The 26,847-nt window shown below is 64.6% G+C and carries 24 protein-coding genes; 5 read left to right on the top strand and 19 right to left on the bottom strand.

What is annotated here, in order from left to right; genetic code table 11:
- Nucleotides 1–61 precede the first annotated feature (61 nt).
- Nucleotides 62–991 (top strand): ankyrin repeat domain-containing protein, encoded by a 930-nt coding sequence (locus WBG56_RS07055; RefSeq protein WP_424266661.1) that lies wholly within the window; start codon nucleotides 62–64, stop codon nucleotides 989–991.
- On the opposite strand, the gene WBG56_RS07050 is transcribed toward WBG56_RS07055, so the two are convergent.
- From WBG56_RS07050 to WBG56_RS07030, 5 genes are all read right to left on the bottom strand, one after another.
- Complete coding sequence (locus tag WBG56_RS07050) at nucleotides 988–2,064, bottom strand: sulfate/molybdate ABC transporter ATP-binding protein (protein ID WP_424266659.1); 1,077 nt, start codon at nucleotides 2,062–2,064, stop codon at nucleotides 988–990. The genes WBG56_RS07055 and WBG56_RS07050 overlap by 4 nt on opposite strands.
- Nucleotides 2,061–2,951 carry a sulfate ABC transporter permease subunit CysW gene (gene cysW / locus WBG56_RS07045; protein WP_424266657.1) on the bottom strand — a complete coding sequence of 297 codons (891 nt, stop codon included), beginning with the start codon at nucleotides 2,949–2,951 and terminating at the stop codon, nucleotides 2,061–2,063. Before cysW ends, WBG56_RS07050 begins: the two co-directional genes overlap by 4 nt.
- Nucleotides 2,952–2,967: 16 nt before the next feature.
- Nucleotides 2,968–3,825, bottom strand: coding sequence for a sulfate ABC transporter permease subunit CysT (cysT, locus tag WBG56_RS07040; protein WP_424266655.1), 858 nt, complete (start codon nucleotides 3,823–3,825; stop codon nucleotides 2,968–2,970).
- Nucleotides 3,826–3,829: 4 nt separating this feature from the next.
- Nucleotides 3,830–4,834 (bottom strand): sulfate ABC transporter substrate-binding protein, encoded by a 1,005-nt coding sequence (locus tag WBG56_RS07035; protein WP_424266653.1) that lies wholly within the window; start codon nucleotides 4,832–4,834, stop codon nucleotides 3,830–3,832.
- Nucleotides 4,835–4,990: 156 nt separating this feature from the next.
- Complete coding sequence (locus WBG56_RS07030; RefSeq protein WP_424266651.1) at nucleotides 4,991–5,800, bottom strand: RsiV family protein; 810 nt, start codon at nucleotides 5,798–5,800, stop codon at nucleotides 4,991–4,993.
- A 130-nt stretch (nucleotides 5,801–5,930) separates the two neighbouring features.
- Between WBG56_RS07030 and WBG56_RS07025 the strand changes: the two genes are divergently transcribed.
- The gene (locus WBG56_RS07025) at nucleotides 5,931–6,725 is read left to right on the top strand and encodes a hypothetical protein (RefSeq protein ID WP_424266649.1); all 795 of its coding nucleotides are present in this window, start codon (nucleotides 5,931–5,933) and stop codon (nucleotides 6,723–6,725) included.
- 9 nt (nucleotides 6,726–6,734) lie between these two features.
- On the opposite strand, the gene pta is transcribed toward WBG56_RS07025, so the two are convergent.
- Both pta and xsc read right to left on the bottom strand, forming a co-directional pair.
- Nucleotides 6,735–7,712 (bottom strand): phosphate acetyltransferase, encoded by a 978-nt coding sequence (gene pta, locus WBG56_RS07020; protein ID WP_424266647.1) that lies wholly within the window; start codon nucleotides 7,710–7,712, stop codon nucleotides 6,735–6,737.
- 22 nt (nucleotides 7,713–7,734) lie between these two features.
- Entirely contained in the window at nucleotides 7,735–9,543 is a 1,809-nt protein-coding gene (gene xsc, locus WBG56_RS07015; protein ID WP_424266645.1) for a sulfoacetaldehyde acetyltransferase, read from the bottom strand.
- A 310-nt stretch (nucleotides 9,544–9,853) separates the two neighbouring features.
- Between xsc and WBG56_RS07010 the strand changes: the two genes are divergently transcribed.
- On the top strand, nucleotides 9,854–10,240 hold the full coding sequence (locus WBG56_RS07010) for a nuclear transport factor 2 family protein (RefSeq protein ID WP_424266643.1): 387 nt from the start codon (nucleotides 9,854–9,856) through the stop codon (nucleotides 10,238–10,240).
- A 101-nt stretch (nucleotides 10,241–10,341) separates the two neighbouring features.
- On the opposite strand, the gene WBG56_RS07005 is transcribed toward WBG56_RS07010, so the two are convergent.
- The 7 genes from WBG56_RS07005 to WBG56_RS06975 form a co-directional block, all read right to left on the bottom strand.
- Nucleotides 10,342–11,844 carry a PLP-dependent aminotransferase family protein gene (locus tag WBG56_RS07005; protein WP_424266641.1) on the bottom strand — a complete coding sequence of 501 codons (1,503 nt, stop codon included), beginning with the start codon at nucleotides 11,842–11,844 and terminating at the stop codon, nucleotides 10,342–10,344.
- Between the two features lie 12 nt (nucleotides 11,845–11,856).
- The gene (locus WBG56_RS07000; RefSeq protein ID WP_424266838.1) at nucleotides 11,857–12,687 is read right to left on the bottom strand and encodes an ABC transporter permease subunit; all 831 of its coding nucleotides are present in this window, start codon (nucleotides 12,685–12,687) and stop codon (nucleotides 11,857–11,859) included.
- Between the two features lie 34 nt (nucleotides 12,688–12,721).
- A complete protein-coding gene (locus WBG56_RS06995) occupies nucleotides 12,722–13,537 on the bottom strand; it encodes a taurine ABC transporter ATP-binding protein (protein WP_424266836.1) in 816 nt (271 codons plus the stop codon).
- A gap of 133 nt (nucleotides 13,538–13,670) precedes the next feature.
- Complete coding sequence (gene tauA, locus WBG56_RS06990; RefSeq protein ID WP_424266639.1) at nucleotides 13,671–14,714, bottom strand: taurine ABC transporter substrate-binding protein; 1,044 nt, start codon at nucleotides 14,712–14,714, stop codon at nucleotides 13,671–13,673.
- A gap of 271 nt (nucleotides 14,715–14,985) precedes the next feature.
- Nucleotides 14,986–15,756 (bottom strand): SDR family NAD(P)-dependent oxidoreductase, encoded by a 771-nt coding sequence (locus WBG56_RS06985; protein WP_424266637.1) that lies wholly within the window; start codon nucleotides 15,754–15,756, stop codon nucleotides 14,986–14,988.
- Between the two features lie 139 nt (nucleotides 15,757–15,895).
- Nucleotides 15,896–17,161, bottom strand: coding sequence for an NAD(P)/FAD-dependent oxidoreductase (locus WBG56_RS06980; RefSeq protein ID WP_424266635.1), 1,266 nt, complete (start codon nucleotides 17,159–17,161; stop codon nucleotides 15,896–15,898).
- A 150-nt stretch (nucleotides 17,162–17,311) separates the two neighbouring features.
- Nucleotides 17,312–19,186, bottom strand: coding sequence for a methyl-accepting chemotaxis protein (locus tag WBG56_RS06975; RefSeq protein ID WP_424266633.1), 1,875 nt, complete (start codon nucleotides 19,184–19,186; stop codon nucleotides 17,312–17,314).
- Nucleotides 19,187–19,444: 258 nt separating this feature from the next.
- Between WBG56_RS06975 and WBG56_RS06970 the strand changes: the two genes are divergently transcribed.
- Nucleotides 19,445–19,741, top strand: a complete 297-nt coding sequence (locus tag WBG56_RS06970) for an acylphosphatase (RefSeq protein WP_424266631.1) — start codon at nucleotides 19,445–19,447, stop codon at nucleotides 19,739–19,741.
- Nucleotides 19,742–19,816: 75 nt separating this feature from the next.
- Entirely contained in the window at nucleotides 19,817–20,239 is a 423-nt protein-coding gene (locus WBG56_RS06965; RefSeq protein ID WP_424266629.1) for a DUF411 domain-containing protein, read from the top strand.
- 58 nt (nucleotides 20,240–20,297) lie between these two features.
- On the opposite strand, the gene WBG56_RS06960 is transcribed toward WBG56_RS06965, so the two are convergent.
- The 5 genes from WBG56_RS06960 to WBG56_RS06940 all read right to left on the bottom strand — a co-directional run bounded on the left by WBG56_RS06960 (nucleotide 20,298) and on the right by WBG56_RS06940 (nucleotide 26,676).
- Nucleotides 20,298–21,548, bottom strand: a complete 1,251-nt coding sequence (locus WBG56_RS06960; RefSeq protein ID WP_424266627.1) for an OmpA family protein — start codon at nucleotides 21,546–21,548, stop codon at nucleotides 20,298–20,300.
- Nucleotides 21,545–22,348 carry a motility protein A gene (locus tag WBG56_RS06955; RefSeq protein WP_424266625.1) on the bottom strand — a complete coding sequence of 268 codons (804 nt, stop codon included), beginning with the start codon at nucleotides 22,346–22,348 and terminating at the stop codon, nucleotides 21,545–21,547. Before WBG56_RS06955 ends, WBG56_RS06960 begins: the two co-directional genes overlap by 4 nt.
- Before the next feature lie 216 nt (nucleotides 22,349–22,564).
- The gene (locus tag WBG56_RS06950; RefSeq protein ID WP_424266623.1) at nucleotides 22,565–23,530 is read right to left on the bottom strand and encodes a LysR family transcriptional regulator; all 966 of its coding nucleotides are present in this window, start codon (nucleotides 23,528–23,530) and stop codon (nucleotides 22,565–22,567) included.
- Between the two features lie 54 nt (nucleotides 23,531–23,584).
- Entirely contained in the window at nucleotides 23,585–24,760 is a 1,176-nt protein-coding gene (locus tag WBG56_RS06945; protein WP_424266621.1) for an ABC transporter substrate-binding protein, read from the bottom strand.
- Nucleotides 24,761–24,783: 23 nt separating this feature from the next.
- Nucleotides 24,784–26,676 carry an FAD-dependent monooxygenase gene (locus WBG56_RS06940; protein WP_424266619.1) on the bottom strand — a complete coding sequence of 631 codons (1,893 nt, stop codon included), beginning with the start codon at nucleotides 26,674–26,676 and terminating at the stop codon, nucleotides 24,784–24,786.
- Between the last annotated feature and the right edge of the window lie 171 nt (nucleotides 26,677–26,847).

Here is a 26,847-nt window from a genome sequence, read left to right as displayed (position 1 = left end):
GTCCGGGCGGCCAGCGGATCTTTGTCCGGCACACCGATATTTTCTGACGGAGGTTTCCGCCATGCGGTCCCATTGCAAGATAGCGCCTTTCAGAGAGACCAGCCCGGCCGGGCGGGTCTGTTCGTTTTCAGGCCGCCGGTTGTCGGGGCTGTGGCTGGCCGCGTTCCTGCTGAGCGGCCTGCTGTGCGCCTTCGCGGCCCAGGCCCGCCAGGCGCCGACGGCGGACTGGTGGTCCGCCATCCGCCGCGATGATGTGTCCACCGTCCAGAGCATGCTGTTGCGCGGCGTGGATCCCAATGCGGTGAATTCCCTGGGCAACCCGGCGCTGACGCAGGCGGCCCGGGAACAATCCTGGCGTGTCTTCGATGTGTTGCGGATCGCCCCGGGTGTGAAAGTCGATCAACCCAACGCCCATGACGAAACCGCTCTGATGTATTTGTGCATCCTGGGGCAGAACGAGCGGGCCGCCGGGCTGATCCAGGCCGGCGCCCAGGTCAACCGCCTGGGGTGGACGCCGCTGCACTATGCGGCGTCCAAGGGCCAGGTCGATACGGCCCGGCTGCTGATCGACTGGGGCGCGATCGTCAATGCCCCGGGGCCGGACGGCACCACGCCCCTGATGATGGCCGCCCTGTCGGGCAAGCCCGACATCGTGCAGCTTCTATTGTCGCAGGGCGCGGACCCGACCATGTTCAATGAGGCGCGTGAAACGGCAGCCGACTGGGCGCTCAAGCGCAACCACACGCGGCTGGCCGCGCAGTTGACGGCGGTGGCGAAGCAGGTGGAGCAGCGCCGCCGGCAGGGTCAGACCACCGGCCCGCAGGACGTGCAGGCGTCGCCCGTCGCGCCCGATGCCGCCGGGCAGGGTGCCGCGCCCGCAACTGCGCCCGCTCCGGGCGGGTCCGGCCAGGCCGGGACCGGAGGCGACAAATCCTCTTTTTCACGCTATTTCGACCTGGGGCGCTTCGAGGATACCCCGCAGGGACGTTAACTCAGGAAAACCCGCGCGTGACGGGGCCGGGCGATGAAGCGCCGATGGCCTTGCGCGCGGATCCGGTCGAATTCCTGGCTGGGCATGACGACCTCGATGATTTCCTGTGTGTCTTCACGCCGCAGCTCCAACTGGGCCAGCGGCCCGAATGCATGGGCCCGCTGCAGATCGACCAGCAGCCCCTTCCGGTGCGCGGGCGGCTGGCCGGCGGGCGGCCAAGGCTCGATCTGGATGTCATGCGGCCGGACATAGGCGGTGCCGGGCGCATCGGCTGCGCCGTCCAGCCCCGGCATGTCCAGAGCCGCGCCGCCGGTGTGCAGCCGGCCGTCGCGCACACGTCCTTGAAACAGATTCACATGTCCCAGGAAACCATAGACGAAGGCGGTTTCCGGCTGGTCATAGACCGTTTGCGGAGTCCCGGCCTGTTCCACCCGGCCCTGATTCATGATGACGACTTCATCGGCGACTTCCAGCGCTTCTTCCTGATCGTGCGTGACGAACAGACTGGTCATCTGCAGTTCGTCATGCAGGCGGCGCAACCAGCGCCGCAGTTCCTTGCGGACCTTGGCATCCAGGGCGCCAAAGGGTTCGTCGAGAAGCAGCACGCGCGGCTCCACCGCCAGGGCGCGAGCCAGAGCGATGCGCTGGCGCTGTCCCCCCGACAAGGCGGCGGGCCGGCGGTCGGCCAGCCATGCCAGTTGCACCAGCTCCAGCAGCCCCATGACCTTGTCGCGGATCTGGCGTTCGCTCGGGCGCTCCCGGCGCGGCTTGACCCGCAGGCCGAAGGCCACGTTCTCGAACACCGTCATATGCTTGAACAATGCATAGTGTTGAAAGACGAATCCGACCTGGCGTTGGCGCACGTGCGTGCGGGAGGCATCCTGGCCCTCCAGCAGGACTTGGCCCCGGTCCGGGTGCTCGAGCCCGGCGATGATGCGCAGCAACGTGGTCTTGCCGCAGCCTGAAGGCCCCAGCAGGGCGGTCAGCCGGCCGTCCGGGAAGGCCAGGGATACATCGTCCAGCGCCGTGAACGCGCCGAATTGCTTGTGGATGTGACGGACTTCGATGCTCATGAGAGAGACTCCGATGCGACGCGGGCGGTCTGGGCGCGCAGTCGCCATTGAACGAGGGATTGCAGGGCCAGCGTCAGCAGCGCCAGCAACGCCAGCAGGGACGCCACCGAGAAGGCGGCGGCGAAGTTGTATTCGTTGTAGAGGATCTCGACGTGCAGGGGCAGGGTGTTGGTCAGCCCCCGGATATGGCCGGAGACGACCGACACCGCGCCGAATTCACCCATGGCGCGGGCATTGCACAGGATCACGCCATAAAAAAGCCCCCATCGGATATTGGGCAGCGTGACGTGCCAGAACACCTGCCAGCCCGATGCCCCCAGGACGATGGCGGCTTCTTCCTCGTCGCTGCCCTGGGTCTGCATCAATGGAATCAGTTCACGGGCCACGAACGGCACGGTGACGAAGATGGTGGCCAGCACGATGCCCGGCACGGCGAACAGGATCTGGATGTCATGCGCCTGCAGCCAGGGTCCGAACCAGCCCTGAGCGCCGAACAACAGCACGTAGATCAGTCCGGCAATGACGGGGGACACCGAAAAGGGCAGGTCGATCAAGGTGATCAGCAGTTGCTTGCCGCGAAATTCAAAGCGGGTGACCGCCCAGGCCGCGCACACGCCGAACACCAGATTCAAGGGGACGGCGATGGCGGCCGCCGTCAGCGTGAGTCGGATGGCCGCCAGCGCATCGGGATCGGCAATGGCGGCCACACACGCCGCCCATCCCTTGGCCAGCGCCTCATGAAAGACGGCCAGCAGCGGAATGAACAGGAACAAGGTCAGAAAAACGCAGGCGACACCCATCAGGATGCCGCGCACGAGCCGGCCTTCGGCGTTCAGTTGCGCGGTCGCGCCGAGACCGGTCGGATGGGGAAGGGCAATGGCAGTCATGGGGACGAGTATCCTGTCAGGCGGTGCGTCCGGTCGAGCGCTTGCGCACCCAGGCTTGCAGCAGGTTGATGGCCAGCAGCAGGACGAAGGAAATGCTCAGCATGACCAGGGCAATGGCGGTGGCGCCCGCGTAGTCGTACTGTTCCAGCTTGGTGACGATCAGCAGGGGGGTGATTTCGGACACCATGGGCATGTTGCCGGCAATGAAAATGACCGAGCCGTACTCCCCGGCCGCCCGGGCGAACGCCAGGGCAAATCCGGTCAGCAGGGCCGGCAGGATGGTCGGGAACACGACACGGGTGAAAACCTGCCAGCGCGAGGCGCCCAGGCTGCTGGCCGCTTCTTCGTATTCGGCGGCCATGTCCTCCAGCACCGGCTGGACCGTGCGCACGACAAAAGGCAGGCCGATGAAGACCAGCGCGACCACGACACCCAGGGGCTTGAAGGCCACCTGGATGCCCAGGGGCGCCAGCAGGCCGCCCAGCCAGCCATTGGGCGCATACAGCGCGGTCAGGGCGATGCCGGCCACGGCGGTGGGCAGTGCGAAGGGCAGGTCCACCAGCGCGTCGATCAGGCGCTTGCCGGGAAAACGGTAGCGCACCAGCACCCAGGCGACGATGCCGCCGAAGATCACGTTGACGGCCGCCGCAGCCAGGGCGGCGCCGAAGCTGAGCCGGTACGAGGCCACGACCCGGGGCGCGGTGACGGCCCGCCAGAATGCCTCGGCCCCCAGCGTCGAGGCATTGAGCAGGATGGCCGACAAAGGCAGCAGCACGATCAGGCCCAGATAGCTCAGGGTCAGGCCCAGCGTCAGGTTGCGGCCGGGCAGGACCGGGCGGCCCGGACCGGGCAGGGCGAATGGAGCAGCAGCCATGATCCTACTGTCCGCCCGGCAGATAAATCTGGTCGAACAGACCGCCATCGGCAAAATGCGTTTTCTGCGCCTCGGCCCAGTTGGAGGCCACGTCGGTCAGCCTGAAAAGCGATACCGGCGGGAATTCCCGCGCATGCCGCTCGGCGACCGCCTGCGAGGTGGGCCGGTAGCCATGGCGCGCGGCGATCTCCTGGCCCGTTTCGGAATACAGGTATTCCAGATAGGCTTGCGCCACCGCGCGGGTGCCCCGAGCGTCGACGATCTTGTCCACCACCGCGACGGGCGGTTCGGCCAGGATGCTGATGGAAGGCACGACGATGTCGACCTTGTCCGGCCCGAGTTCCTGAATCGCCAGCAGCGCCTCGTTTTCCCAGGCCAGCAGGACATCGCCGATGCCCCGTTCGACAAAGGTCGTGGTCGCCCCTCGGGCGCCGGAATCCAGCACCGGCACATGGCGGTAGAGCTGGCTGACGAATGCCCGTGCCGTGGCTTCGCTGCCTCCCGGCTGGCGCAGCGCATAGCCCCAGGCGGCCAGGTAGTTCCAGCGGGCGCCGCCCGATGTCTTGGGGTTGGGCGTGATGACCTGAACGCCGGGCCGGATCAGGTCGTTCCAGTCGTGGATGCCTTTCGGATTGCCTTTGCGCACCAGGAATACGATGGTGGACGTGTAGGGGGCGCTGCCTCCGGGCAGGCGCGATTGCCAATCCGGGCGGATGGCGCCATGCGCCGCGATCGCGTCGATGTCCGGCGCCAGCGCCAGCGTCACGACGTCGGCCTGCAGACCGTCGATGACGGACCGCGCCTGTTTGCCGGACCCGCCGTGCGATTGGCGGATCGTGACCTGATCGCCGGTCTTGTCCTGCCAGTAGCGGGCGAACGCCTGGTTGTAGGCCTGATACAGTTCGCGCGTGGGGTCGTAGGAGACATTCAGCAGCGTGAGGGCGGCGGCGTGGGCCACGCCCGTCAGGCTCAAGGTGACTGCCAGGGAAAGCAGCAATCGGAATCGCATGGAAAGCGCCTCGTCGTCAGGTGAATCGAGACCTCAGCTTAAAGAGTTCTTTCCCGGGACCGAACGAATCGTTTCGTCAAACGATATGAAGGATGCGCATAATGCAGCGTTGATATATGCGTATGCCTTGCGGGGGCGCCCCCGCAAGGCGGGACATCAGGGCTGGGGCGGCAGGAAGGCCGGGCGCAGGATGCCTTGCAATTGCGGGTAGGGGATCAGGAGTTCGGGCTGTCCCCAGGCATAGGGGGCGATTTCGTACGGCTGGTATTTGACGACGACGCCCTGATCCGTCAGGCCGATGTTGTCGCTGGATACGAACGGCCACATGCGGGAAAAATTGTCCAGGCTCTGGACGGCGTCGCCGTGGTCCCGCAGCCAGCGGTCATGGGCCTTTTTCAGGGCCTCATCAAAGGCCGGACGAGCTCCTGATGCCAGCAGGTTATCGATGGTCAGCGCCTTTTCGGTCTGATTGTCCCAGTTCAGGAACTGCGACCCCGACATGCCATGCGCCATGCCCGTGCGGTATTGGCCCACATCCAGTTCGACGACTGTCAGGCGGTTGTTGCGATAGCGGGCGCGGGCCGTCAAATCCGTTTCGTCCCGCGGACCGGCCGTCTTCCAGAAGTAATCCTGATAACTGCGGATCGTGTCGTAAGGGGCGGGGCGCTGGGTGTCGAGCCAGGTCATGGCGGCCAGGGCATGGTCCACCAAGTCCGTCAGGCGCGGATGCCCTGGGAACGCCAGGGAATCCACGACCAGCTTCGGGCATTCCCCCGAACACCCCGGACGCTGCGCAGTCCATTTCACGGGCTGGGCGAACAGGCCGCTCTGTTGCGTCTGCTGGTCCAGCTGGGCGGGTATCAACGACAGGTTGTCCTGCGGGCCGCTGGCGCAGGCGGCCAGCGCCAGCGTGCCGGCCAGGATCGTCCAGCGGGATCGGGTGCGCAGAGTAGGCTTTATCGGCATGGTGTCGTCCATCGGCAAACTTCGGGGACAGCCCCTGGGGGAGCGGCCTGAATTCGGTGATAATGTGGCCTGCCCTCGCGCGAGGCCGCATGAACAGAATCTACCATACGCACCAGGACAAGGGGCCGGGATGTTTGATTTCATGTATGACCTGCAGGACTGGTCGCTTTTCATTGCCTGTATCTTCATTGTCGGCCTGACGGCAGCCGCCGCCGCGGTATGCATGGTGGCGGTACGCATCGCCTGGCCGAACCGCCAGAAGACCAATATGGTCAACACCATGCTGTCGGGCATCCTGCTGCCCACCGGCCTGGTGATCGCCTTCGTCGCGTCCGACGTCTGGCGGCAGGAAACCAAGGGGCGCACGGCGGTGGAAGAAGAGGCCATCGCGGTGGCCGACGTGTTGCGCACCGCCGCGCACTTGCCGGCCGAACTCAGAGAGCAGGTGACCGGCCTGACGAACGATTACATCCGCGAGGTGGTTGAAGAGGAATGGCCGTTGATGGCTCGCGGGGAAGCCAGCGGCAAGGCCGAGAGCCTGCTGGACGCGCTGGAACAGACGTCGGTCCAGATCGACGTGCAGGCCAGGGATGCCGGCGCGGACCAGATCGGCATGGGGCAGGCCGCCAAGGACCTGCGCCGCTATGCCCAACAGGTCGAATCCGCCCGCAACCAGCGTTTGCTGGTCGCCAATACCCGGGTCATGCCGACCAAATGGACCGCCGTGCTGGTGCTGTTGTTCGTGGCTGCTTGCGTCATCTATGAACTGCATGCTACCCAGCGCCGCCCCATGATCCTGGCCATGGCCTTGTTTTCGTTGGGCTTCGGCGCAACCCTGTATCTGGTCGCGTCCTACGATCGCCCCTTCACCGGGGCGACGGTCATCGAACCCGAGTCGATGACGCTGATGCTGCTGCGAGGGTAGGGGGCGGGATCACGCGGCTTGATGTTGGGCCTGAACGGCCGTGACCGCGATCACCTGATAAATGTCATCGGCCGAACAGCCGCGCGACAAGTCGTTGGCCGGCCTGCTCAGGCCTTGCAACAGCGGCCCCAGGGCGGTGACGCGGCCCAGGCGTTCGCTGAGCTTGTAGCCGATGTTGCCGGCGGCCAGATTGGGGAAGATCAGCACGTTCGCCTGTCCGGCCACGGACGATCCGGGCCATTTGCGGGCGGCGATGTCGGGCACGATGGCCGTGTCGAGCTGCATTTCGCCTTCGACCGCCAGATCGGGCGCGCGGTCCCGCACGATTTCGGTCGCCCGCCGGACTTTGTCCACTTCGGCATGGTGGGCGCTGCCGCGTGTGGAAAACGACAGCATGGCCACGCGCGGCTCGATGTCCAGCAAGACGCGGGCGCTATGGGCGGACGCCAGCGCGATTTCCGCCAGCTCTTCGGATGACGGTTCGATGACCAGCCCGCAATCGGAAAAGATCATGGCCTGGCTTCCGGACGGAAACGGTTCATCGCGCATCATGATGAAAAAGCTGGATACCGTCTCCACGCCGGGGCGTTTGCCCAGCACCTGCATGGCGGTGCGCACGACGTCCGCCGTGGTATGCACCGCGCCGGCGACGGATCCGTCGGCCTGGCCCGCCTGGACCATCAGGGCGGCAAAGACCAGCGGCTGGCACGCGGCCTCCCGGGCCTGATCCTGCGTCATGCCGCGATGGCGACGCAGCTGGAACAGCGTGTCGGCGAACGCCTCCAGCCATCCCGAAGCCTGCGGATCGATGCATCGCACCGCGCCGCCCGCCTGGGCCGGATCGGCCCCCACGAGCAGAACTTGCGCAATGCCGTCGTCGGCCGCCCGCCGGGCGGCCTGCAGCACCCGGGGGTCGTCTCCTTCGCACAGAACGATCCGCATGGGTTGGCGCCGCGCGGCGTCCAGCAGGGCATTCAGTGTTTGCATGAGTCGGCTCCCGGGGCGGCGATCAGGTGTAGTCCCGATACTTTTCCAGCAGGCGGACCGGCTTGGACAAGGCATCGCGGCGGAACGGGTCGCCCAGTTCACGGGTGCACATGATCTCGATGACCGTGGTCTTGCCGTCGTTCATCTGCGCGTCGATGGCCTTTTTCAGGGCCGGGCCGACATCTTCCAGGCGATCCACGGTGACACCCTCGGCGCCCATGGCGCGGGCGATTTCCGCGAAGCTGGGGTTGTCCAGCTCGCCGGCCACGAAACGGCGGTTGTAGAAGTCCACCTGGTTCTTCTTTTCCGCGCCCCACTGGCGGTTGTGGAAGACCACGGCCGTCACGGGGATGTTGTGGCGCACGCAGGTCAGGAGTTCCGACATGCTCATGCCCCAGGCGCCGTCGCCCGCGTAGGAAATGGCCGGACGATGGGGGGCGGCGACCTTGGCGCCGATGATCGTCGGGAAGGCGTAGCCGCAATTGCCCCAGCTCATGGCCGCGAAGAAGCTGCGCGGTTTTTCAAAGCGCAGGTAGCTGTTGGCCACCGAGTTGATGTTGCCGATGTCGGTGGACACCATCACGTCTTCCGGCATGGCTTTTTCCAGTTCGCGCAGCACTTGGCGCGGGTGCAGGTAGGTGCCGCCGGAGAAGGGGGTTTCGCCCTTGGCTTCGTCGATCATGTCCAGGCTGAAGGGATCCTTTTCATTGGCCCAGGAATCCAGTTCCTGTTCCCAGGCGTCCTTTTCCGCCTGGATGCGCGCCGACCGCTCGGCCTTGGTCGCGTCGCAGGCCAGCGTCATCGCCTTCAGGCGTCGGGTCAGGTCCTCGGCGGCGGCCTTGGCGTCGCCGCAGATGCCCACCGTGATTTTCTTGACCAGGCCCAGCATCTTGCTGTCCGCGTCGATCTGGATGATCTTGGCTTCCTTGGGCCAGTAGTCCATGCCGTGCTGGGGCAGGGTGCCAAAGGGTCCGAGTCGCGTGCCCAGCGCCAGCACCACGTCGGCGTCCTGGATCAATTTCATGGCCGCCTTCGAACCCTGGTAACCCAGAGGGCCGCACCACAGCGGGTGGCTGGCGGGGAACGAGTCATTGTGCAGGTAGCTGTTGACCACCGGCGCGCCCAGGCGTTCGGCCAAGGCCTTGCAGGCCTCGACGCCATCGGCCATCACCACGCCGCCGCCGGAAATGATCACGGGGAAACGGGCTTCGGACAGCAGCTTGGCGGCTTCGGACAAGGAACGTTCGCCGCCGGGGCCGCGATCCAGTTCCTGGGGCTGGGGAATTTCGGCCTTGATCTGGCCGTAGAAATAGTCACGCGGAATGTTCAACTGCGTGGGACCCATTTCGGATTTGGCGCGGTCGAAGCAGCGGGCCGTGTATTCGGCCATGCGGGCCGGATGGGTCACGTGTCCCTGGTATTTGGTGAATTCCTGGAACATCGGCAGTTGCTTGGCTTCCTGGAAGCCGCCCAGGCCGATGCCGGTCGTGCCGGCTTCCGGCGTCACGATGACGACGGGGGTGTGGGCCCAGTAGGCGGCGGCGATCGAGGTCACGCAGTTGCTGATGCCGGGGCCGTTCTGGCCGATCACGACACCATGGCGGCCGCTGACGCGGGCGTAGCCGTCGGCCATGTGGCCCGCGCCCTGTTCATGCACCACCGGGATCAGCTTGATGCCGGCGGGAGCGAAGATATCCATGGCATCCATGAAAGCGGAGCCCATGATGCCAAAAATTTCGGTGACGCCGTTGGCCACCATGGTTTCGACGAAAGCTTCGGACGGGGTCATGGCCTGCAGGCCTTGAACGGCTTTGCGCGTATCGGTCGTCATTGTGTTGTCTCCTGGTATGCGGATGCAAAAAGGGGGGCGAAGAATCTCTTGATTCCAAATATCGAGATGACAGATCTCGTTATTGCGTAATTGAGATTCTACTGATGGATTTTTAAAAGTCAAATTAAATTTCTGAAATCGGAACGTAGCGTTTCATGTCTAGGCAGACATAGAAACATCCGGAGGCCGATCTGGTGCCATGAAAACGTCTCTTCTGGTCCTAGACCTCCAGAGCATCCTCTCCTACCGTATGGGTATCAGACAGGGGCGCGCGCGTGGCGCAATCCCGATGCACACAGGAGACCCGGACATGACCCAGCAAGACCTGCAAAGCACCATCGAGGCCTTCGGCGATGCGTGGAACCGCCACGACATCGAGGCCCTGATGTCATTCATGCATGAAGAGTGCGTCTTCGAGGGCGTGGCGGGCCCCCTGGCCTGCGGCGCCCGCCATGAAGGCATGGTCGCCGTGCGCAAGGCCTTCGAAGCGGCCTGGCAGACAATTCCGGATGCCGCATGGCGCAACGCCCGGTGCTGGGCCAGCGGCGATCAGGGCATCATGGAATCGACTTTCACGGGCACCACCACAGACGGCTCGCGCATCGAAGCCAATATGGTGGATCTGCTGGTCTTCAAGGACGGCAAGATCATCCTCAAGAACGCCTTTCGCAAGCAGCGCCCTCATTTGCCGGCATAGGCATGAGTCCCTGGCCGGGAGGCGTCATGGGCGACGCTCCCGGTAGGCGGGAGCTGGATCGCCCGATCTCTTCGGCGGCAAGGCCCGCCGGCTTTTCAGCGTTATTTCATCGCTTTCAGGACGTCCGCCAAGGCGCGGATCCCTTCGGGGATGGTGTCCTTGTCGATGCATGAAAAGCCCAGCCGGATATGGCTGCGGTCGCTGGAATGCGCATGGTGATGAAATACGTGGCCGGGTTCGATGACGATGCCCGCCTGCAACGCAGCCTGGGCCAGGCGTTCCGTATCGACATCGTCCGGGCCTTGAACCCACCAGGAAGAGCCGCCATGAATGGGCTTGCCGTGGAATTGCGGCAGGAATTCGCGCATGGCGGCCTGCAGCGCCTGGGCGCGCTCGGCATAGACCAGCGATAAGCGGCGCAGCAGGGCGTGATAGTGTCCCAGGGAGATGAAGAGGGCGAAGGCCCGCTGCAGATAGGCTGGCGGGTGGCGCAGCATCAACCGGCGCAAGGCGCGCAATTCCACCACCAGTTCGCGGGGCGCCACGATATAGCCCAGGCGCAGGCCGGGCGCGAAGCTTTTGGACAAGCTGCCGATGTACAGGACCCGGCCATGCTTGTCGAGGCTTTTGAGAGCGGGCGAGTGGTGGCCGTCATAACTGTTTTCGGTCTCGTAGTCGTCTTCGATCAGGATGCTGTCGGTGCGCCGGGCCAGTTCCAGCAGGGCGACTCGGCGCTCCATGGACAGCGTCGCATTGGTGGGGCACTGATGACTGGGCGTGACGAACAGATAGTCGCAGTGCTGCAGCATGGGCGACAGGCACAGGCCGTCGTCGTCGACGGGCAACGGCACCAGGCGTTCCGTGCGATGAGCGAAAATATTGCGGGCGTCAGGGTAGCCCGGGTCTTCGATGCCGACCACGGTGTGGCTGTGAATCAGGAGATTGGCCACCAGGTACAGGGCGTGCTGGGCTCCCACGGTGACGACGATTTCATCGGCTTCGGCCCAGATGCCCCGCCGCGGCAGGACCTGGTTGCGGATCGCGTCGACCAGGGTCTGGTCGTCGTGGGTGATCAGATCCGGCGCCCAGACGCGGATGTCGAGCACGGAGAGCGCACGCATGCAGCATTCGCGCCATTCCGCCGTGGGGAATTGCTTGGCGTCGAATTGCGCGTAGATGAACGGGTAGCGCATGCTCTGCCAATTGGCGGGCTTGATGATGTTGCGCTGGCGGGATGGGTGAAAGACCAGGCGCCTGTCCCAGTCCGTCTGGCTGCGCGAGGGAGCGCCGGCAGGCTGTTCGGGCGGTGGCGGCTGGTTCGTGGGCAGGTCCTGGGCAATGAAATGGCCGCTGCGTTCCCGGGATTCCAGGTAGCCCTCGACCACCAGTTGCTGGTAGGCGAAAACGACGGTGTTGCGCGCCACGCCCAGGGCGCGGCCAAGTTCCCGGCTGGACGGCACCGCGGCGCCGGGCGGCAAGTGTCCGCCCAGGATGGCGGACACCAGCATCTGCCGGATGCGGCCCTGCAAGCTGAGGTTGTAATCGTTGACGCGTTCGAATAACGCCGACCATTGAACCGAACTGACGGGGCCGATCTCTGACATGCGTGCGAACCTTTAGACTTTTCCTTTCCAGGGGATCATAACGCGCTCCAGGTAGCGCAACAGCATATCGAAGACCAGGGCGAAAAAGCCGATGACGATAATGCCCATGATGACCGTATCGCTGGCCAGGTACTGGGCGGCATTGAGCACCATGAAACCCAGGCCGCGCGCGGAGGCCACCATTTCGGCCGCCACCAGCGTCGTCCAGCCCACCCCGATGCCGATGCGCATGCCGGTGAAGATCTCGGGCAAAGCGGCTCTCAGGATGACGTGATAGATGATCTGCCGGCTGCTGCCGCCCATGGCGTAGGCTGCGTGGATCTGTTCGATCGATACGGATTTGACCCCGGCGCGCGCGGCGATCGCCATCGGTGCGAAGATGGCCAGGAAGATCAGGAAGATCTTGGGAAATTCGCCGATGCCGAACCAGATGATGACCAACGGCAGGTAGGCCAGCGGGGGCAGGGGGCGGTAGAACTCGATGATCGGGTCGAAGAGCCCGCGCATCACCCGGTTCACGCCCATCAGGATCCCGATGGGAACCGCCGTGACCAGCGCCAGGAAGAAAGCGCCCATGACGCGGCCCAGGCTGGCCATCGTGTGTTGAGCCAGCGTGGAATTGGCCACGCCGATGGTGACGGCCTCGACGAACTTGTCGTAGACGGCGACGGGCGAGGGCAGGAAGATCGGTTTGATCCAGCCCATGCCGGTGACCAGGAACCAGAGTCCGATCAGAAACAGCGCCGTCATCGTGCTGATGTGGCCGCTGTAGCCGGCGCCGGGCGCGCCGTAGACCTTGCCGGGCTGCGCCGAGCGCCGCTTTTTTGTTCTGGATGAAAACATGATGGGGCTCCGTTGGGTGAGCTTCAGGGTGGTTTCAGGCACGTTGATACTCCGCCGGCTCACCCGCCTCGCGTTCGTCGCCGTAAATGATGTCCAGCACGGTTTCGCGCATCTTGATGAAATCCGGGCTGGACTTGATGGCCCGCGCATTCCGGGTTTCCAGGAAGCGCTTGTTGAAATCCAGATCGTACGTATTGGTGATCCGCCCGGGGCGCGGGGACATGACGACCAGCTTGGAGCCCAGGAACAGAGCCTCTTCCACGCTGTGCGTGATGAAGAAGAACATCTTGTGCGTATGGTCCCAGACATCCAGCAGCAGTTCCTGGATGGTTTCGCGCGACAGCGCGTCCAGAGCCGCCATGGGTTCGTCCATCAGCAGCATGGCGGGGTTGCAGGTCAGCGCCCGGGCGATGCCCACGCGCTGCTGCATGCCGCCCGACAACTGGTAGATCATGTGTTTGTGGAAATCCGCCAGACCGACCAGTTCCAGGTTGCGGGCGGCGATTTCGTGGCGCTTGGCCTTGGACACGCCTTGCAGCTTGAGGCCGAATTCCGTGTTGTCGATGACGTTGAGCCATGGCAAAAGCGCGTGCTTCTGGAAGACGACGCCACGGTCCGAACCGGGGCCCAGCACCGGTTGGCCGCCCAGCAGAATCTCGCCCTCGGTGGGGGTCAGGAAACCCGCCAGCACGCTCAGCAAGGTGGTCTTGCCGCAGCCGGATGCGCCCAGGGCGACGACGAAGTCGCCGGGCGCGATTTCCAGATTGACGTTTTTCAAGGCAGTGACGGCGCCGCCGAATCTCTGGGACGGGTAGGTGACACTGGCGTTGCGGATACTGAGATTGCCCATTGGCGCAGTCATGATGATGTCTCCTTGTACTGCCCGGAAGGCGCCGCCGGACACGGCGGGCCTTCCGGATGAGGGCGGATGCGAATGCCGGCCCTCATGGGTGATCAGGCCGCCGCTGCGGGCGGCCCGCCGTTTACTGGCTGGCCTTGGCGGCAGCTTCGGCGTAGGTGGCGTTCACGAACGGGGCATAATCGCCCAAAGGCGCGTTGATCTGACGCTGCGCTTTCAGGAATGCGGCGCTGGCGGTCAGCGCCTTGACGGCGCCGGCATCCTTGCCGCCCCCCAGCCACATGGACGAGGACTGTTCCTTGGCATCCGGGAACAGCAGCAGGTTCATGGCGCTGGCGATGTCGGCCGGTGCGCCGCCGATCATCTTGACGATGCCCTTGATTTCAGGCGAATCGGCCGTCAGAGAGCCTTTGCGGGCGTCGAATCCCTGGTAGGCCTGGGCCAGGACCTTGGTGAATGCCGCCATGAACTTCGGGTTCTTGGCGGCCCAGTCCTTGTCGGCCACGATGCCGTCGAACGTCGGTACGCTCTGCTTGCCGATTTCCTCGGAATCGGTGATCTTGTGGCCGGTCTTTTCGATTTCGGTCAGTGCGGGGGGCCAGACATAGGCGGCGTCGATGTCGCCACGCTGCCAGGCGGCCACGATCTGAGGCGGCTGCATGTTCAGTATCTGGACGTCACCGGCCTTGATGCGCCAGATGTCGTTCATCGCCACCAGCAGGTGGAAGTGGGACGTCGAGACGAACGGCACGCCGACTTTCTTGCCCACCAGGTCCTTGGGCTTTTCAATCCCCGACCCGTTGCGGGCGATCAGCGCCTCCGACTTGCCGATATTGTCCAGAATCCAGAACAGCTCCATATTGACGCCGCGCGTGACGGCGGCCGTGATGCCGGTCGATCCCAGCACCCCGATGGGGACGTCACGGGATGCGAAAGCGCTGGAAATGTCGCCGGCCGAGCTGAACTGGCGCCAGTCGATCTCGTACCCGACTTCCTTCAATGCCTTGTCGAAACTGCCGTCGGCGATGGCGCTGACGAAGGGGCCGACGATCTGTTGATAGCCGACGACCACTTTGGTGGCGGCCAGCGCGTTGCCGCTCAGGCCCAGCGCGCCCGCCAGGATACTGAGTGCCGCTAGTTTGCGGATGGGGCGAAACAATGGGTTCACAGTAGTCTCCTTGATTTTTGAAGGGCAGGGCGCCGGGCTGGTGGCTAGATCCGGCATGCCGTGCGTTCATTCATGGTGCCCATAGTTGCCCAGGGAGACTAGGTCCAGATGCAGTGAAGTTTTAGGACCAGCGGACTGTCCATAAAGCAGCGAAATGGTTCAAGAGCCGCATATCCATTGCTTGAGCCCTGAAACGATCCCAATAGGCCAGACGCCCTTAAGGGTAAATGCTGATGCCTGTTGAACAGTCTGGCCTGGGTCCAGATCGATCTCAGGACGTCCGGTGCAGCCGGGTGCCGACGAGGCTTTGCGCAACCGGCATGATTTCGATGATGTTGATATTGACCCGGGCGGGTTGATTGGCGGCCCAGACGACCGCTTCCGCGATGTCCTCGGGCTGGAGGGCCTCGACGTTTTCGTACACAGCCGCTGCGCGGGCCTGATCCCCATGCAGGCGGACCCTGGAAAATTCGGTCCCCCCGACCAGGCCGGGTTCGATATTCGTGACCCGCACGCGCGTGCCGTGCAGGTCGGCCCTCAGGCCCAGGCTGAGCTGTTTGACGAATGCTTTGGTGGCGCCGTAGACGTTGCCGCCCGGATAGGCGTAGTTGCCGGCGACGGAGCCGATATTCACCACATGGCCCCGGTCGCGAGCCACCATGTCCGGCAGGAAGCGATGGACCATGCGGCTCAGGCCCATGACGTTGGTCTGGATCATGGATTCCCAGTCCTGCACGTCGGCCTGCTGGGCCGGTTTGACCCCCAGCGCAAGCCCTGCGTTGTTGACCAGCAGGTCCAGGCCGGACGGAAATTCCTTTTCCACCTGGAGCGCCGCGCGTTCGACGCTGGCCGGCGAGGTGACGTCCAGTTCCAGGGGATGGAAGCTTGCGCCCAGTTCCTGTCGCACATCCCGCAGGCGGTCTTCACGGCGGGCCGCCCCGATGACCGTCCAGCCGTCTCTGCACAGGGCTGCGGCGATGGCTCGCCCGAATCCGGCGGAGGCGCCGGTCACCAAGGCCAGACGAGGGGAGGATGCGGACATGGGGTCTCCGTTTCTGAGTTGAGGACGTGTGAATGAGGCCCAGGCCTGGAGGCCTGGGGCAGCTTCTGGAAACGATACCATTAACGCCGCGCGAAAAGGGCGGCCGCCATGCCGCGGCCGGTATCCTGTCCGCCGTGCATCAGGGCTGGACCGATGGCGCGCCGGCCGGGAACGCCCGGGATTTATGCGTGACCGGCAAGCCCCGGCCCTTGATCAGGATGTTCCAGTAGAACCAGGGCAGGAACGACCGCTTCAGCCACCAGTAGAAGCGCCGGGGCACGCGCGGGTCCAGCGGCAGGCTGGGCGTGATCGTGCCGCCGTACGTGAATTCCGCCAGCAGGACCTTGCCCCGCGACGTGGTCAGGGGGCAGGCGGCATAGCCGTCGTAGGATTCCACATTGCCGGCGCCGCGCAGGGCGCCGAGCAGATTGCTGGCCAGCACCGGCGCCTGGCTCTTGATGGCGGCGGCCGTCTTGCTGTTGGGCGTCGAGGTGCAGTCTCCCAGGCCGAAGACATTCGGATAGCGGGGGTGGCGCAGGGTGTGTTTGTCGACTTCCAGCCAGCCGTTGGCGTCGGCCAGAGGACTTTGACGGATGAAGTCGGGGGCGCTTTGCGGCGGCACCACGTGCAAAATATCGTAGGGAACCTCCTCGCGCACGGCCTGGCCATCGACCAGCGACTCGAAGACGGCGATGCGATCCTGGCCGCGCACCTGCACCAGTGTCTGGCCGTAATGCGGATCGGCCCCATAGGACGCCATGACTTTGTCGAGAGCCTGGGCATAGAACGGAATGCCGAACACGGAGGCGCCGCCGGAGCGGAATTGCAGGCTGGCTGGTTTGATCCCGTGGCGGCGGAAATGGTCGGCTGCCAGATACAGCGCCTTTTGCGGCGCGCCCGGGCATTTCACCGCGCCGGCGGGTTGCGTGAAAATGGCCGCCCCCCCCTGGAACTGACGCACCAGCTCCCAGGTGTAGGGAGCCAGGTCGTAGCGGTAGTTGCTGGTCACGCCATTCTTGCCCAGGGATTCCTCCAGTCCGTCGATGGCGTTCCAGTTGACCTGGATGCCGGCGGCCACCACCAGATAGTCGTAAGCCACCCGGCTGTCGTCGTCCAGCTCGACCTGGCGCTCGTCGGGCAGCAGGCGGGTCACGCGCTGGGCGATGTGGGGCACGCCGTCGGGCAGGCAATCGTGCAGATTGCGGCGTGTGTCTTCTGCCCGATAGGCGCCGCCTCCCACCAGGGTCCAGGCCGGCTGGTAATCATGGTGGCGGGAAGGTTCGATCACCGCGATATCCAGATCGGGCTGGTTGCGGCGCAGGCGGGCGGCTACGGCGGCGCCGCCTGTGCCGGCGCCGATGATCACCACGGCATGTTTGCGGATGGACGGCTGGGGGTTGCTCATGAGGGCCTCGAATGGGTCAGTGGCGCCGCCGGACAGGCGGTGGACAATGACGTCATTCTAGGTAGCGGGCCTATGAAACAGAACGATGGATGGGCTATGTCGATATGACCGATTTCGGCAAAAACCCATCCGGAAAAAGGGGGATCGCGCCTATTGCCGTGGCGCCGGCAGGGCTGGCCGGCCGGCTGTTCCCTGGACCACGGCATGGGTATCGGCATCCAGCTTGAACCCCGCCACCGCCCGCGCCAGCGTCTGCGCCTGGTCCCGCAGGCTGTCGGCAGCCGCCGCCGATTCCTGCACCAGCGCGGCGTTTTGCTGTGTGGACCCGTCCAGCTGCTGGACGGCGATTTCGATCTGGCTGATGCCCAGGCTTTGTTCGCTGGTGGCGACCTTGATCTCGTTGATGATGTCCGTGACGCGCTGGACCTCCGCCACGATCTTGTCCATTGCGTCGCCCGCCTGGCGGACCTGTTCGCCGCCGTGGGATACCTGGGTGACATTGGTGCCGATCAGCGCCTTGATTTCACGGGCTGACTGGGCGCTGCGCTGGGCCAGGGCGCGCACTTCGGACGCCACCACAGCGAACCCCTTGCCGTGCTCGCCGGCGCGGGCGGCTTCGACGGCGGCGTTCAAGGCCAGGATATTGGTCTGGAAGGCAATGCTGTCGATCACGCCGATGATATCGCCGATCTTGCTGGCGTTGTCGTTGATGGCCTGCATGGTTTCGACCACCTGTCCCATCAGGGCACCCCCCTGATTGGCCGCGTCTCGGGCGCTGTTGGCCAGAGCGACGGCCGCATTGCCGGCATCGGCCGTCTGCTTGACCGTGCTGGACAGTTCCTCCATGGAACTGGAGGTCTCCTGCAGGCTGGCCGCCGCGCCTTCCGTGCGCCGGGCCAGGTCGGTATTGCCCGCCGCAATTTCGTCGGATGCGATGTGCACGGAATCCGTGGTCTGGCGGATGCTGCGCAAGGTGCCGGCAATTTTGTCCACGAACTGGTTGAAGGACGCCCCGACCTGGGCGAGCTCATCGTGCCCGGATTGATCCAGGCGTCGCGTCAGGTCGCCTTCGCCCGATGCGATATCCTGGAGCGCGTCTTTCAAGCTGCCCAGCCGGCGCAGCAGGGCGCGCATCAGGGCCGCCAGCACTGCCGCCGCCACCAGGATCATCAACACCCCGGTGACCACGGCCTGCAAACGCATCTGGCGCACCCCGGCCAGCACATCGTCCTGACTGAGCGCCACTACGAGTGTCCAATCGGTGCCCTGGATGCGGGTGGCCGACAGCCAGTAGGCGGGGCCGGCTTTGATGGTGTCGCCCAATTCCCCCGGATGCTCGGCGAGCCCCTGCAGGCGCTGGACGTCGTAGCGCGGGAAAACATCGGTGGCCGGCTTGAGGGTCAGCTGCGGGTCGGGGTGGGCGATGATCTTGCCGTCGCCCGCTACCAGGTAGGCGAAGCTGTTTTCGGTGGGGCGCAAGGCCCGTGTGCTGGCGATGATGTCGTCCAGGCCGATGTCGCCCGCGATGACCGCCTGGGTCTTGCCGTCTTTTTGCAGCGGCACCGCCACGCTGAGCACCAGGGAGCCCGATGCCGCATCCTGATAGGGCGCGGTCAGGATGGGCGTGCCGGCCTTGGCGGCATCGGCATACCAGGGACGGGTGGTCGGGTCGTAGTCCTTGGGCAGGTTCAGCGGCACATTCGTGACCATCCGCTTGTCCTGCCGCCCCACGTAAGTCTGCACGAAGCGGCCGGATTTCTGAGCCTGCTGGAGATAGGGTTCGGGCTGGTCCGACAATGCGACCGGCGCCAGGGACGACAGGATGTCGGTCTTGTCGCGGGCCCAGCTTTCGATTTCCCGCGCATTGCTTTTGATCAGGCTGTTGGTCTGAGACCCGACCAGATCCTTGACGGTCCGCTGAGCCGACAGGACGTTGGCTGTCGCCAGCAGGACCATGGCCACGGCGACTGTCAGGGCGGAAGCCAGAACGACCTTGGCGCGGATGGATAAGGAACGGATGCCCATGGCGGTACCTTTGCTGTGAGGAAACCCGGGATAGGACGCCCCGGCAGGGTTGGCCCGGCAGACCGCGGCGCGAAGCAGGTTGCCCGCCCGGCACGATGAACAGTTACATTCTAGGAGCCGGCGTCCTCGGGCTTTCAGGAGATCAACATGCTTTCCCCGCCCCAGCTTTCACGATCCGCTGACTGTCAAGCGCGCGTCGGCCTGCCGCCGATGCCGGATATGGGATACTGGCATGTTCCGAACCTGTCCCTGCCATTCATGAAACCGTTGCATCCTACAGATACCGTCGAAACCCTGTCAGTTTTCATTCAAGGCAAGGTGCAGGGGGTCGGGTTCCGAGCCGCCACCGTGCGTCAGGCGCACGGACTGAAACTGGGCGGCTGGGTCCGCAATCTGCCGGATGGCCGCGTCGAGATATTGCTGCAAGGGTCCCATGGCGCCGTGGATCAGATGCTGTCCTGGCTGCTGCAGGGGCCGCCTGCCGCCCACGTGACGGGCGTGCAGCATGAAGAAATCCGCACCGAGCGCCGCTACGACCGCTTCGAGCAGACCTGAGTCCGGGCGTTGGGAACCAAATCCATCCTGCCCGCGTCCAAGCAGGCACTATTCATCACACACGGAATCATGCGCATGAAATCACTCGTATTGGCCGGGCTGCTGGCCGCCGGCACCCTGTCGAGCCTGAATGCCACGGCGGGCGAGGCCATCACCGTCTACCAGGATCCGAACTGCGGCTGCTGCCATGGCTGGGCCGAACATATGCGCGCCGAGGGATTCGAGGTGCGCGAGGTCCCGTCGGCCGACATGGCGGCCGTCAAGTCCCGTCTGGGCGTGCCCATGGCCCTGGCTTCCTGCCATACGGCCCGGGTCGAATCCAGCGGCCAGATCGTGGAAGGCCATGTCCCGGCATCCGTCGTCCGCAAGCTGTTGGCCGACACCTCCGTGCCGGGGGTCGCCGCTCCCGGCATGCCCCTGAACGCGCCGGGGATGGGGGCCCTGGATGGCAATCTGATCACGGTCGATTTCCAGGGCCGGGCTTTTTCCAGGGATTAGCCCCTGTGTCTTTCCCGAGGGGTGCGGCAGCCCGTACCCGGGTTGGCCAAACGGTGACTTAAGGCCTTGGAGCCGCAGGCGGCGCGTCCGTCTGCGCGGCTTTTTTCGTCCCCCCGGCGGCTACGGGCTCGGGCTTCTCGATCACCAGTTCCACACGGCGATTGCGGGCGCGGCCTTCGGCGTCCCGGTTGCTGGCGATCGGCCGGGTATCGGCATAGCCGACCGCCTTCAGGTGCGCCTTGTCGATGCCATTGGCCTGGAAATAACGCACCACGCTGCCCGCCCGGGCGCTGGACAACTCCCAATTGGACGGGTAGCGGCCATTATTGCGCACGGGGACGGAATCCGTATGGCCTTCGACCATGATGTCGTAGCCTCCCTTGCCCAGGACTTCCGCCATGCGCTTGAGCACGGCCAGGCCGTGCGGGCTCAGGTCGGCCTGGCCTGTGCCAAAGAGAATCTCGCTATTGATCCGCAAGCTGACCGACCGTTTGTTGACGATGACTTCGACCTCGCTGCCCAGTTCGTCCAGAGGCAGGGCGGCTGCCAGCGACTGGCCTTCCGATTGCGCATTGGCAGGCTTGTCGGCCGGAGCCGGGGGCGGCTCCGCCGGATGCGTGGCTGCCGCGGGAGCGACCGCCGGGCCTGGCGCTGCCGCCGGCGTGGCGGTGACGACAGGCGCGACGAGCGGGCTTGCCGGTGCCGGAGGGGTGGGGGGAACCGTTGCGCCGGCGTCCGCTTGCGGCGGTGCCGCGGCGGCTGCGGGAGCAGGAGCCGCTTCGACAGGGCGCTTGGGGGCCAGATCCATCGGCGTCGGATAGGCGGAGGCTAGGGCGGCCACGGCCTTGGACGGATAGGCGGACTGTTCGAATGCATCCGCCGGGGCCGCCGGGTAGGGGAATGCGGCCTCCGGCGCCGGAATGTCGTCCGGGCGGTCCTCGACTCCCGGAGGCGTCGCCGGAGCGGGGGGCGCGGGAGCGCCCGCGTCCGGCGCCGGATGCGCGGCCAGCGGCGGATGAAGCGCCAGCTTTGCCGCGGCTTCCCCGCCGTGCCGCATCATGCCCCCGGAAAACGCCAGCATGACGATCATGGCGACCAGCAACAGGGTCATCATGTCCAGGTAGGTCAGGAACCAGCCTTCCTCCTGCTGAGCGGGGGCGCGGCTTTCCAGCCCCCAGCGCGAGGGGGCGTCCGGATCGGCTTTCAGCCGGCGCTGGGCCCGGCGGGCCCGTTGCAGCTCGGCTTCCAGTTCGTGCATGCGCTGCGCGAACTCGCGGGCAGGCTGCAGTTCAAGCGGGCCGGATCTCATGAAGCCTGTTCCGCGCGAGGCGCGGCTTCGCTGTCCTTGATTTCATCGCGCACGTCGGCCACGAAGGCCTTGAGCGTTTCGCGCATCAGGGCGGGACTGCGCTTCTGGCTCATCATGGAAATGCCCTGCATGATGGTGTTCATCAGCACCAGCCGTTGTTCCGTGCGGCGCTCGAGCTTGACGGCAATGGGCTTGAACAGCAGGTTGGCCAGCAGCACCCCGTAGAACGTGGTCATCAGGGCCAGCGCCATCTGGCGACCGATGGCCGTGATGTCGCCGTCTCCCAGCAGGAACAGCAGATTGACCAGGCCTACCAGCGTGCCGACCATGCCGAACGCCGGGGCGAAGCCCGCCATGACGCGAAACAACTGCGCTTCGGCGTGTTCCTTCGCTTTCATGCGGGCGATGCGCCATTGCAGCAGGTCCATGATGTCCGGTTCCGGGACATTGTCGATGACCAGTTGGACGCCGCTGCGCAGAAAGGGGTTGGAGACTTTTTCCAGCGCCTGCTCGACGGCCCGGATATCGCTTTGCATCCAGATCTTGGAAACCTGGACCAGGTCTTCGAGGTCGCGCTCGACATGGAGCTGTTCGTGATGCACGACGCTGCGGATCAGGCCGAAGACGCGCATGACCTCGCGCAGCGGATAAGCGATGAAGGTGGCCGCGGCCGTGCCCAGCAGCACGATGCCCAGCCCAGGCAAATCGATGAACAGTTGCGGATCTTCGGCGGAAAACACCAGCACCACGGCCAGCAGCAGGATGCTGGCGACAATGCCGATCAGGGTCGAGGGATTCATGCGCATGACGATGGACGGTGTTGGCGGAAGGACGGGGAGACTTAGCATCTTACCTTGATCCGTTCGGAGGTCGTGGTCGATCAATGGGAGATTCCGGGAGCTGTTCCCGGGCTGGGAAATGGTCAGAGTCCCGCCGCCTCCGTCCACTCTTTAATTCGCATAATGTGTATTATGTAAAGTCTAAAATGCATCAACGCTACCCGGACGAAACCAGGCTCAGGAAGCGCTTCCGGTATCCGGCGTTGTGCGGGCGGTGCTTTCGCCCGTTTCGATCACCCAGCGGATGCAGTCCAGCGCCTGCTCCACGGATTTCGGCAATCGTTCGTTTTTGCGCCAGTACAGCGAGACCGAACCGGTCCCTTGCGGCCTGAGCGGCAGAATCCGCAACATGTTCATGTCGGACAGGATCAATGCGGACCGATGCGAGGCTGTGCCAATCACATCGCTGTTGTTCAACAGGGTCACATTGGCGATCACGGAATTGGATTCGATATAGTTCGACGGCAGCCTGCGGTCCGCAGCCGCCAGCGCGTCTTCGAGCGCCTTGCGGATCGGCGAACCTTTGGGCCAGACGATCCATTGGTATTGCTGGACGTCGCCCCAGCCGATCTCGGCTTGTCGCAGCAGAGGGTGGTCGCACCGCGTCACCAGATCGACGGGCTCCGTGTAAAGAACTTCCGTATTGAAGGCAGGAAGGTCTTCGGGCACCTCGACCGTGCGGCCAAGGACAATATCCAGATCTCCCTGCGCCAACTGCCCCAGGAGCAGGTCCATGGAGCCTTCCACCAGATCGATGCGCAATTCCGGCATGCGGGCGGCCATCTCAAGAACCGACAACGGCCCGGCTTCCGTGGCGGCCACCCCCGAAGCTCCCAGTGCGACGTGCCCCGCCCCGCCTTCGCTGAGGATCTTCATGTCGGCGGCGGCGCGATCCAGCTGCGCCTCGATGCGCCGGGCGTGATCGATCAGGGTCTGGCCGTGCGGCGTGGGCGTGAGGCCGCGGGCGTGTCTGTCGAACAGCGTCAGGCCGATATCGGCTTCCAGGTCCTTGAGCCATTTGGACAGGGCTGGCTGCGTGGTGTGCAGGGCCGAGGCCGAATGGCTCAGGTTGCGCGTCTGCGCCAGGCTCAGCAGGAACCTCAGGTGGCGCAGGCGGACGCGGTCGGTCCAGTCAGATCCCATGGCTCGTCGCGACCGTATCCATGCGCGTTCCCGGATGGAGCGCCAGTGCTGTCATCAGCCCTGCTTTCCCGGGTCTTTCACCGCTTTGAAGGTGTCGAATTCGACGTTCTGCAGCGTGCCGTCGACGCGTTCCAGCTTGCGGATGTATTCGTTCTGGATGATGTCGCGGGTATTGGGATCGATCTCCACCGGACCACGCGGGCTTTCCCATTTCATGCCTTTGACCGCTGCCATGAAGGCATCGCCGCCGGCGTCCCCGTTGGTCTTTTCCAGGGCCTTGTAGATCAGCTGCATGCCGTCGTAGCCGCCGATGGACATGAAATTCGGGGCGTCGCCCGGGAAGCTCTTGGCGTAGGCGGCCACGAACGCCTTGTTTTGCGGCGAATCGTGGGCGGCCGAATAATGAAAGGCCGTGATCATGCCCAGGGCTGCGTCGCCCAGCGCCGGCAGGGAATTTTCATCCGTCATGTCGCCCGGCCCCATGGCTTTGATGCCCAGTTTGTCCAGCCCCAGTTCCCGGAAGTTCTTGATCAGCGAGACCATGGAGCTGCCCGGCGGCACGAAGAAGAAGAGCGCCGCCGGCTTGATGTCTTTCACGCGCTGCAGAAAGGGCGAGTAATCCGCCGTGCTGACGGGCGTGCGGACTTCGCCCATGATCTTGCCGCCCAGCGCCGTGAACGTCTTCTTGAATTGTTCCTGCGCATCGTGGCCGGGGCCGTAATCCGCCACCAGGATGTAGGCCGAATGAATGCCGTTCTTGTAGGCCCACTGGGCCATGGCCCAGGAGCTTTGCGGCAAGGTCATCGACACGCGGGCGATGTAGGGCGACTTTTCGGTGATGGACGAGGTGGCCGCGTTCATGACGATCATCGGCACCTTGGCCTCGGTCGCCAGCGGGGCGACGGAAAAAGCATTCGGCGTCAGATCGAATCCCGCCAGGATGTCGACTTTGTCCTTGATCAGCAGTTCCTGCGCCTGGCGCTTGGCCACCGCCGGCGCGATGCCGGTATCGTCCTTGACGATCAATTTGATCTTGCGGCCCGCCACCGTGTCGCCGTGTTCCGCCATATACAGGTGGATGCCGTTCTGGATCTGCCTGCCGTAGTCGGCGAACGGCCCCGACACCGACAGGACCAGGCCCACCGTAAGGTCTTTCGCCTGGGCAGCGCCGACGCTCAGCGCCGCGCTCATGGATAGTGCGACGGCTCCCAGCTTCATGCCGAATTTCATGATTTGTCTCCTGTTTTCTGGTTTTAACGTTGGGGTAAAGCAATGGCCCGGATGAATGCCGCCAGGCGCTCCGTCGCGCCCAAGGGAAGCACGTTGGCGACGTACTGGTCAGGGCGCACGATGATCAGCGCGCCGCGCCGGTCGATTCCGCGCAGATCAAAGATATCAGTCTCCGGCAGAGCCGCGTAGATATTTTCATAATCCGCCAGGCGATAGGGGCCCATGCGAGGTGTGAAAACGGCCGGAACTTGACCGATGTCGATCTGCGTGTGGTTCTGCTGATAGATGATCTTGATGTCGAACCTGGCGTTTTCGTCCGCCCCCGCCGGCGTGAACCGGAGAATCGGCGATTCGGGGGACTGCGCCAGCCAACGCCCCAGCGCAGCTGCCGGCGAGTCCTCTCCCGGCGATGCGCCGTCGGCGAAGACGTACAGACGCCAGCGTCCATCGGCCTTGGCTTCGTGGCCCAGATGGCGGCGATTGGCATCCGCGACCCGCATCACCTCGGCCGACCAGAAGCGCTTGCCGATGGGGAATCCCGTGGCCAGGGCCTGGTCTTGCGCCGTCGCGGTGATCATGGAGGATTCGTATCGGGTCATGAAACCCTGCGCGAACTCGTTGATCCGCAAATAGGCTTCCTCGAACTCGGCCTGGCTGGCGAAATCCTCCGGAGCCTTGGCCATCTGGGCGGCCCAGTGCTTGTCCTGATCGATCAGGTCCCGGCCGATTTTCTGCCGCTCGGCCGAATAGGTCGCCAGCAGCGTCTCCGGGCTTCTGCCTTCCAGGACGTGACCCAGCTTCCAGCCCAGGTTGAAGCCGTCCTGCATGGAGGCATTGGTCCCCTGCCCGGCCTTGGCGCTATGGGTGTGGGCTGCGTCGCCGGCGATGAACACCCGGGGCATCCGGCGTCCGACCTGATCCTGCGGCACATCGTCGAAACGCTCGCACAGCCTGTGTCCGACTTCGTAGACGCTGTACCAGGCCACATGGCGGACGTCCAGGCGATAGGGGTGGAAGATCTGTTGCGCCCGGGCGATGGTCTGCTCGACGGGCGTGCGGCGGATTGCGCCCTGGTCGCCGGCCCCCACATCCCCGAGATCGACATACAGGCGGAACAGAAACCCGCCCTCGCGCGGAATGAGCAGAATATTGCCGTGGGATTCGGACTGGATGGCGCATTTCACGCGGATGTCCGGAAAGTTCGTGTCGGCGAGGATATCCATCACGCCCCAGGCATGATTGGCGGATTCTCCCTGCAGCCGCCATCCCAGAGCCTTGCGCACGCCGCTGTGGGCGCCGTCCGAGCCGATCACGTATTTGGCGCGGATCGTGCGCTCCTGCCCTGCTTTCGGACCTGCGCTGTATGCCAGCTTGACCTCGACCGGGTGATCGCCCGACGGCGCGATGGTCAGTCCCTGGAATTCCAGGCCGTAATCCGGTTTCATCCGAGTAGGCGAATGCGCCATGAATTCGGCGAAATAATCCAGCACGCGGGCGTGATTGACCGTCAGGTGCGGATATTCGCTGACCTTGTTGGGGTCCTCGTCCAGGCGGGAGACGCGGTGTATGTGCTCAGGAGACGCCGGGTCCGGTTTCCAGAAGGCCGTTTCCGTCACATGGCAGGCTTCCGCCATCAGCGGTTCGGCGAAGCCGAAGGCATCGAAGGTCTCCAGACTGCGCTTCTGCATGCCATCGGCCAGCCCCACTTCCAGTCGGGAAGCCCTGCGATCGACGATGCGCGTGTTGACGCCGGAGAACTGCGACAGCTGGGCGGCGGCGATCATGCCGGCCGGTCCCGCTCCGACAATCAGCACATCGACCTCGTCGGGCGGATCGTCCGGCCGGTTGATGCCGGTCCCTGCCGGGTCCTGTATCCGCGGGTCGCGGGACACGTATTCATGGTGATGGTATTTCATGCAGTCTCCTGGCTCGTTATCGAGCAGCGGGGGTGGGGAGCGCGAGGGGCCGGAGCCCTTGGCGTGCCGCTGCCATGCGATATCGGACTGCTGAATAGTTTAGGGATAAAAAGACGGGAAAGTATGCTTTTATCGATGAAATATTCTTATTATTGATATGCAAAGCAATAT

The organism is Castellaniella sp., from assembly GCF_049671645.1.
Taxonomy (GTDB): Bacteria; Pseudomonadota; Gammaproteobacteria; order Burkholderiales; family Burkholderiaceae_B; genus Castellaniella.
Note: the sequence above shows the minus strand (reverse complement) of the source record. Positions and strands in the feature narration are given on the sequence as shown.

Excerpts from the sequence above, each read along its gene's own strand:
- WBG56_RS07055 (WP_424266661.1), top strand. The coding sequence starts at position 62 with ATGCGGTCCCATTGCAAGATAGCGCCTTTCAGAGAGACCAGCCCGGCC.
- WBG56_RS06945 (WP_424266621.1), bottom strand. The coding sequence starts at position 24,760 with ATGAAATTCGGCATGAAGCTGGGAGCCGTCGCACTATCCATGAGCGCG.
- WBG56_RS07030 (WP_424266651.1), bottom strand. The coding sequence starts at position 5,800 with ATGCCGATAAAGCCTACTCTGCGCACCCGATCCCGCTGGACGATCCTG.
- WBG56_RS06980 (WP_424266635.1), bottom strand. The coding sequence starts at position 17,161 with ATGAGCAACCCCCAGCCGTCCATCCGCAAACATGCCGTGGTGATCATC.
- cysW (WP_424266657.1), bottom strand. The coding sequence starts at position 2,951 with ATGACTGCCATTGCCCTTCCCCATCCGACCGGTCTCGGCGCGACCGCG.
- WBG56_RS07000 (WP_424266838.1), bottom strand. The coding sequence starts at position 12,687 with ATGTTTTCATCCAGAACAAAAAAGCGGCGCTCGGCGCAGCCCGGCAAG.
- WBG56_RS07035 (WP_424266653.1), bottom strand. The coding sequence starts at position 4,834 with ATGCGATTCCGATTGCTGCTTTCCCTGGCAGTCACCTTGAGCCTGACG.
- WBG56_RS07050 (WP_424266659.1), bottom strand. The coding sequence starts at position 2,064 with ATGAGCATCGAAGTCCGTCACATCCACAAGCAATTCGGCGCGTTCACG.
- WBG56_RS06970 (WP_424266631.1), top strand. The coding sequence starts at position 19,445 with ATGAAACCGTTGCATCCTACAGATACCGTCGAAACCCTGTCAGTTTTC.
- WBG56_RS06960 (WP_424266627.1), bottom strand. The coding sequence starts at position 21,548 with ATGAGATCCGGCCCGCTTGAACTGCAGCCTGCCCGCGAGTTCGCGCAG.
- WBG56_RS06940 (WP_424266619.1), bottom strand. The coding sequence starts at position 26,676 with ATGAAATACCATCACCATGAATACGTGTCCCGCGACCCGCGGATACAG.
- WBG56_RS06965 (WP_424266629.1), top strand. The coding sequence starts at position 19,817 with ATGAAATCACTCGTATTGGCCGGGCTGCTGGCCGCCGGCACCCTGTCG.
- WBG56_RS07010 (WP_424266643.1), top strand. The coding sequence starts at position 9,854 with ATGACCCAGCAAGACCTGCAAAGCACCATCGAGGCCTTCGGCGATGCG.
- WBG56_RS06950 (WP_424266623.1), bottom strand. The coding sequence starts at position 23,530 with ATGGGATCTGACTGGACCGACCGCGTCCGCCTGCGCCACCTGAGGTTC.
- WBG56_RS07005 (WP_424266641.1), bottom strand. The coding sequence starts at position 11,844 with ATGTCAGAGATCGGCCCCGTCAGTTCGGTTCAATGGTCGGCGTTATTC.
- WBG56_RS06995 (WP_424266836.1), bottom strand. The coding sequence starts at position 13,537 with ATGGGCAATCTCAGTATCCGCAACGCCAGTGTCACCTACCCGTCCCAG.
- WBG56_RS06955 (WP_424266625.1), bottom strand. The coding sequence starts at position 22,348 with ATGAATCCCTCGACCCTGATCGGCATTGTCGCCAGCATCCTGCTGCTG.
- cysT (WP_424266655.1), bottom strand. The coding sequence starts at position 3,825 with ATGGCTGCTGCTCCATTCGCCCTGCCCGGTCCGGGCCGCCCGGTCCTG.
- WBG56_RS07025 (WP_424266649.1), top strand. The coding sequence starts at position 5,931 with ATGTTTGATTTCATGTATGACCTGCAGGACTGGTCGCTTTTCATTGCC.
- WBG56_RS06975 (WP_424266633.1), bottom strand. The coding sequence starts at position 19,186 with ATGGGCATCCGTTCCTTATCCATCCGCGCCAAGGTCGTTCTGGCTTCC.
- xsc (WP_424266645.1), bottom strand. The coding sequence starts at position 9,543 with ATGACGACCGATACGCGCAAAGCCGTTCAAGGCCTGCAGGCCATGACC.
- WBG56_RS06985 (WP_424266637.1), bottom strand. The coding sequence starts at position 15,756 with ATGTCCGCATCCTCCCCTCGTCTGGCCTTGGTGACCGGCGCCTCCGCC.
- pta (WP_424266647.1), bottom strand. The coding sequence starts at position 7,712 with ATGCAAACACTGAATGCCCTGCTGGACGCCGCGCGGCGCCAACCCATG.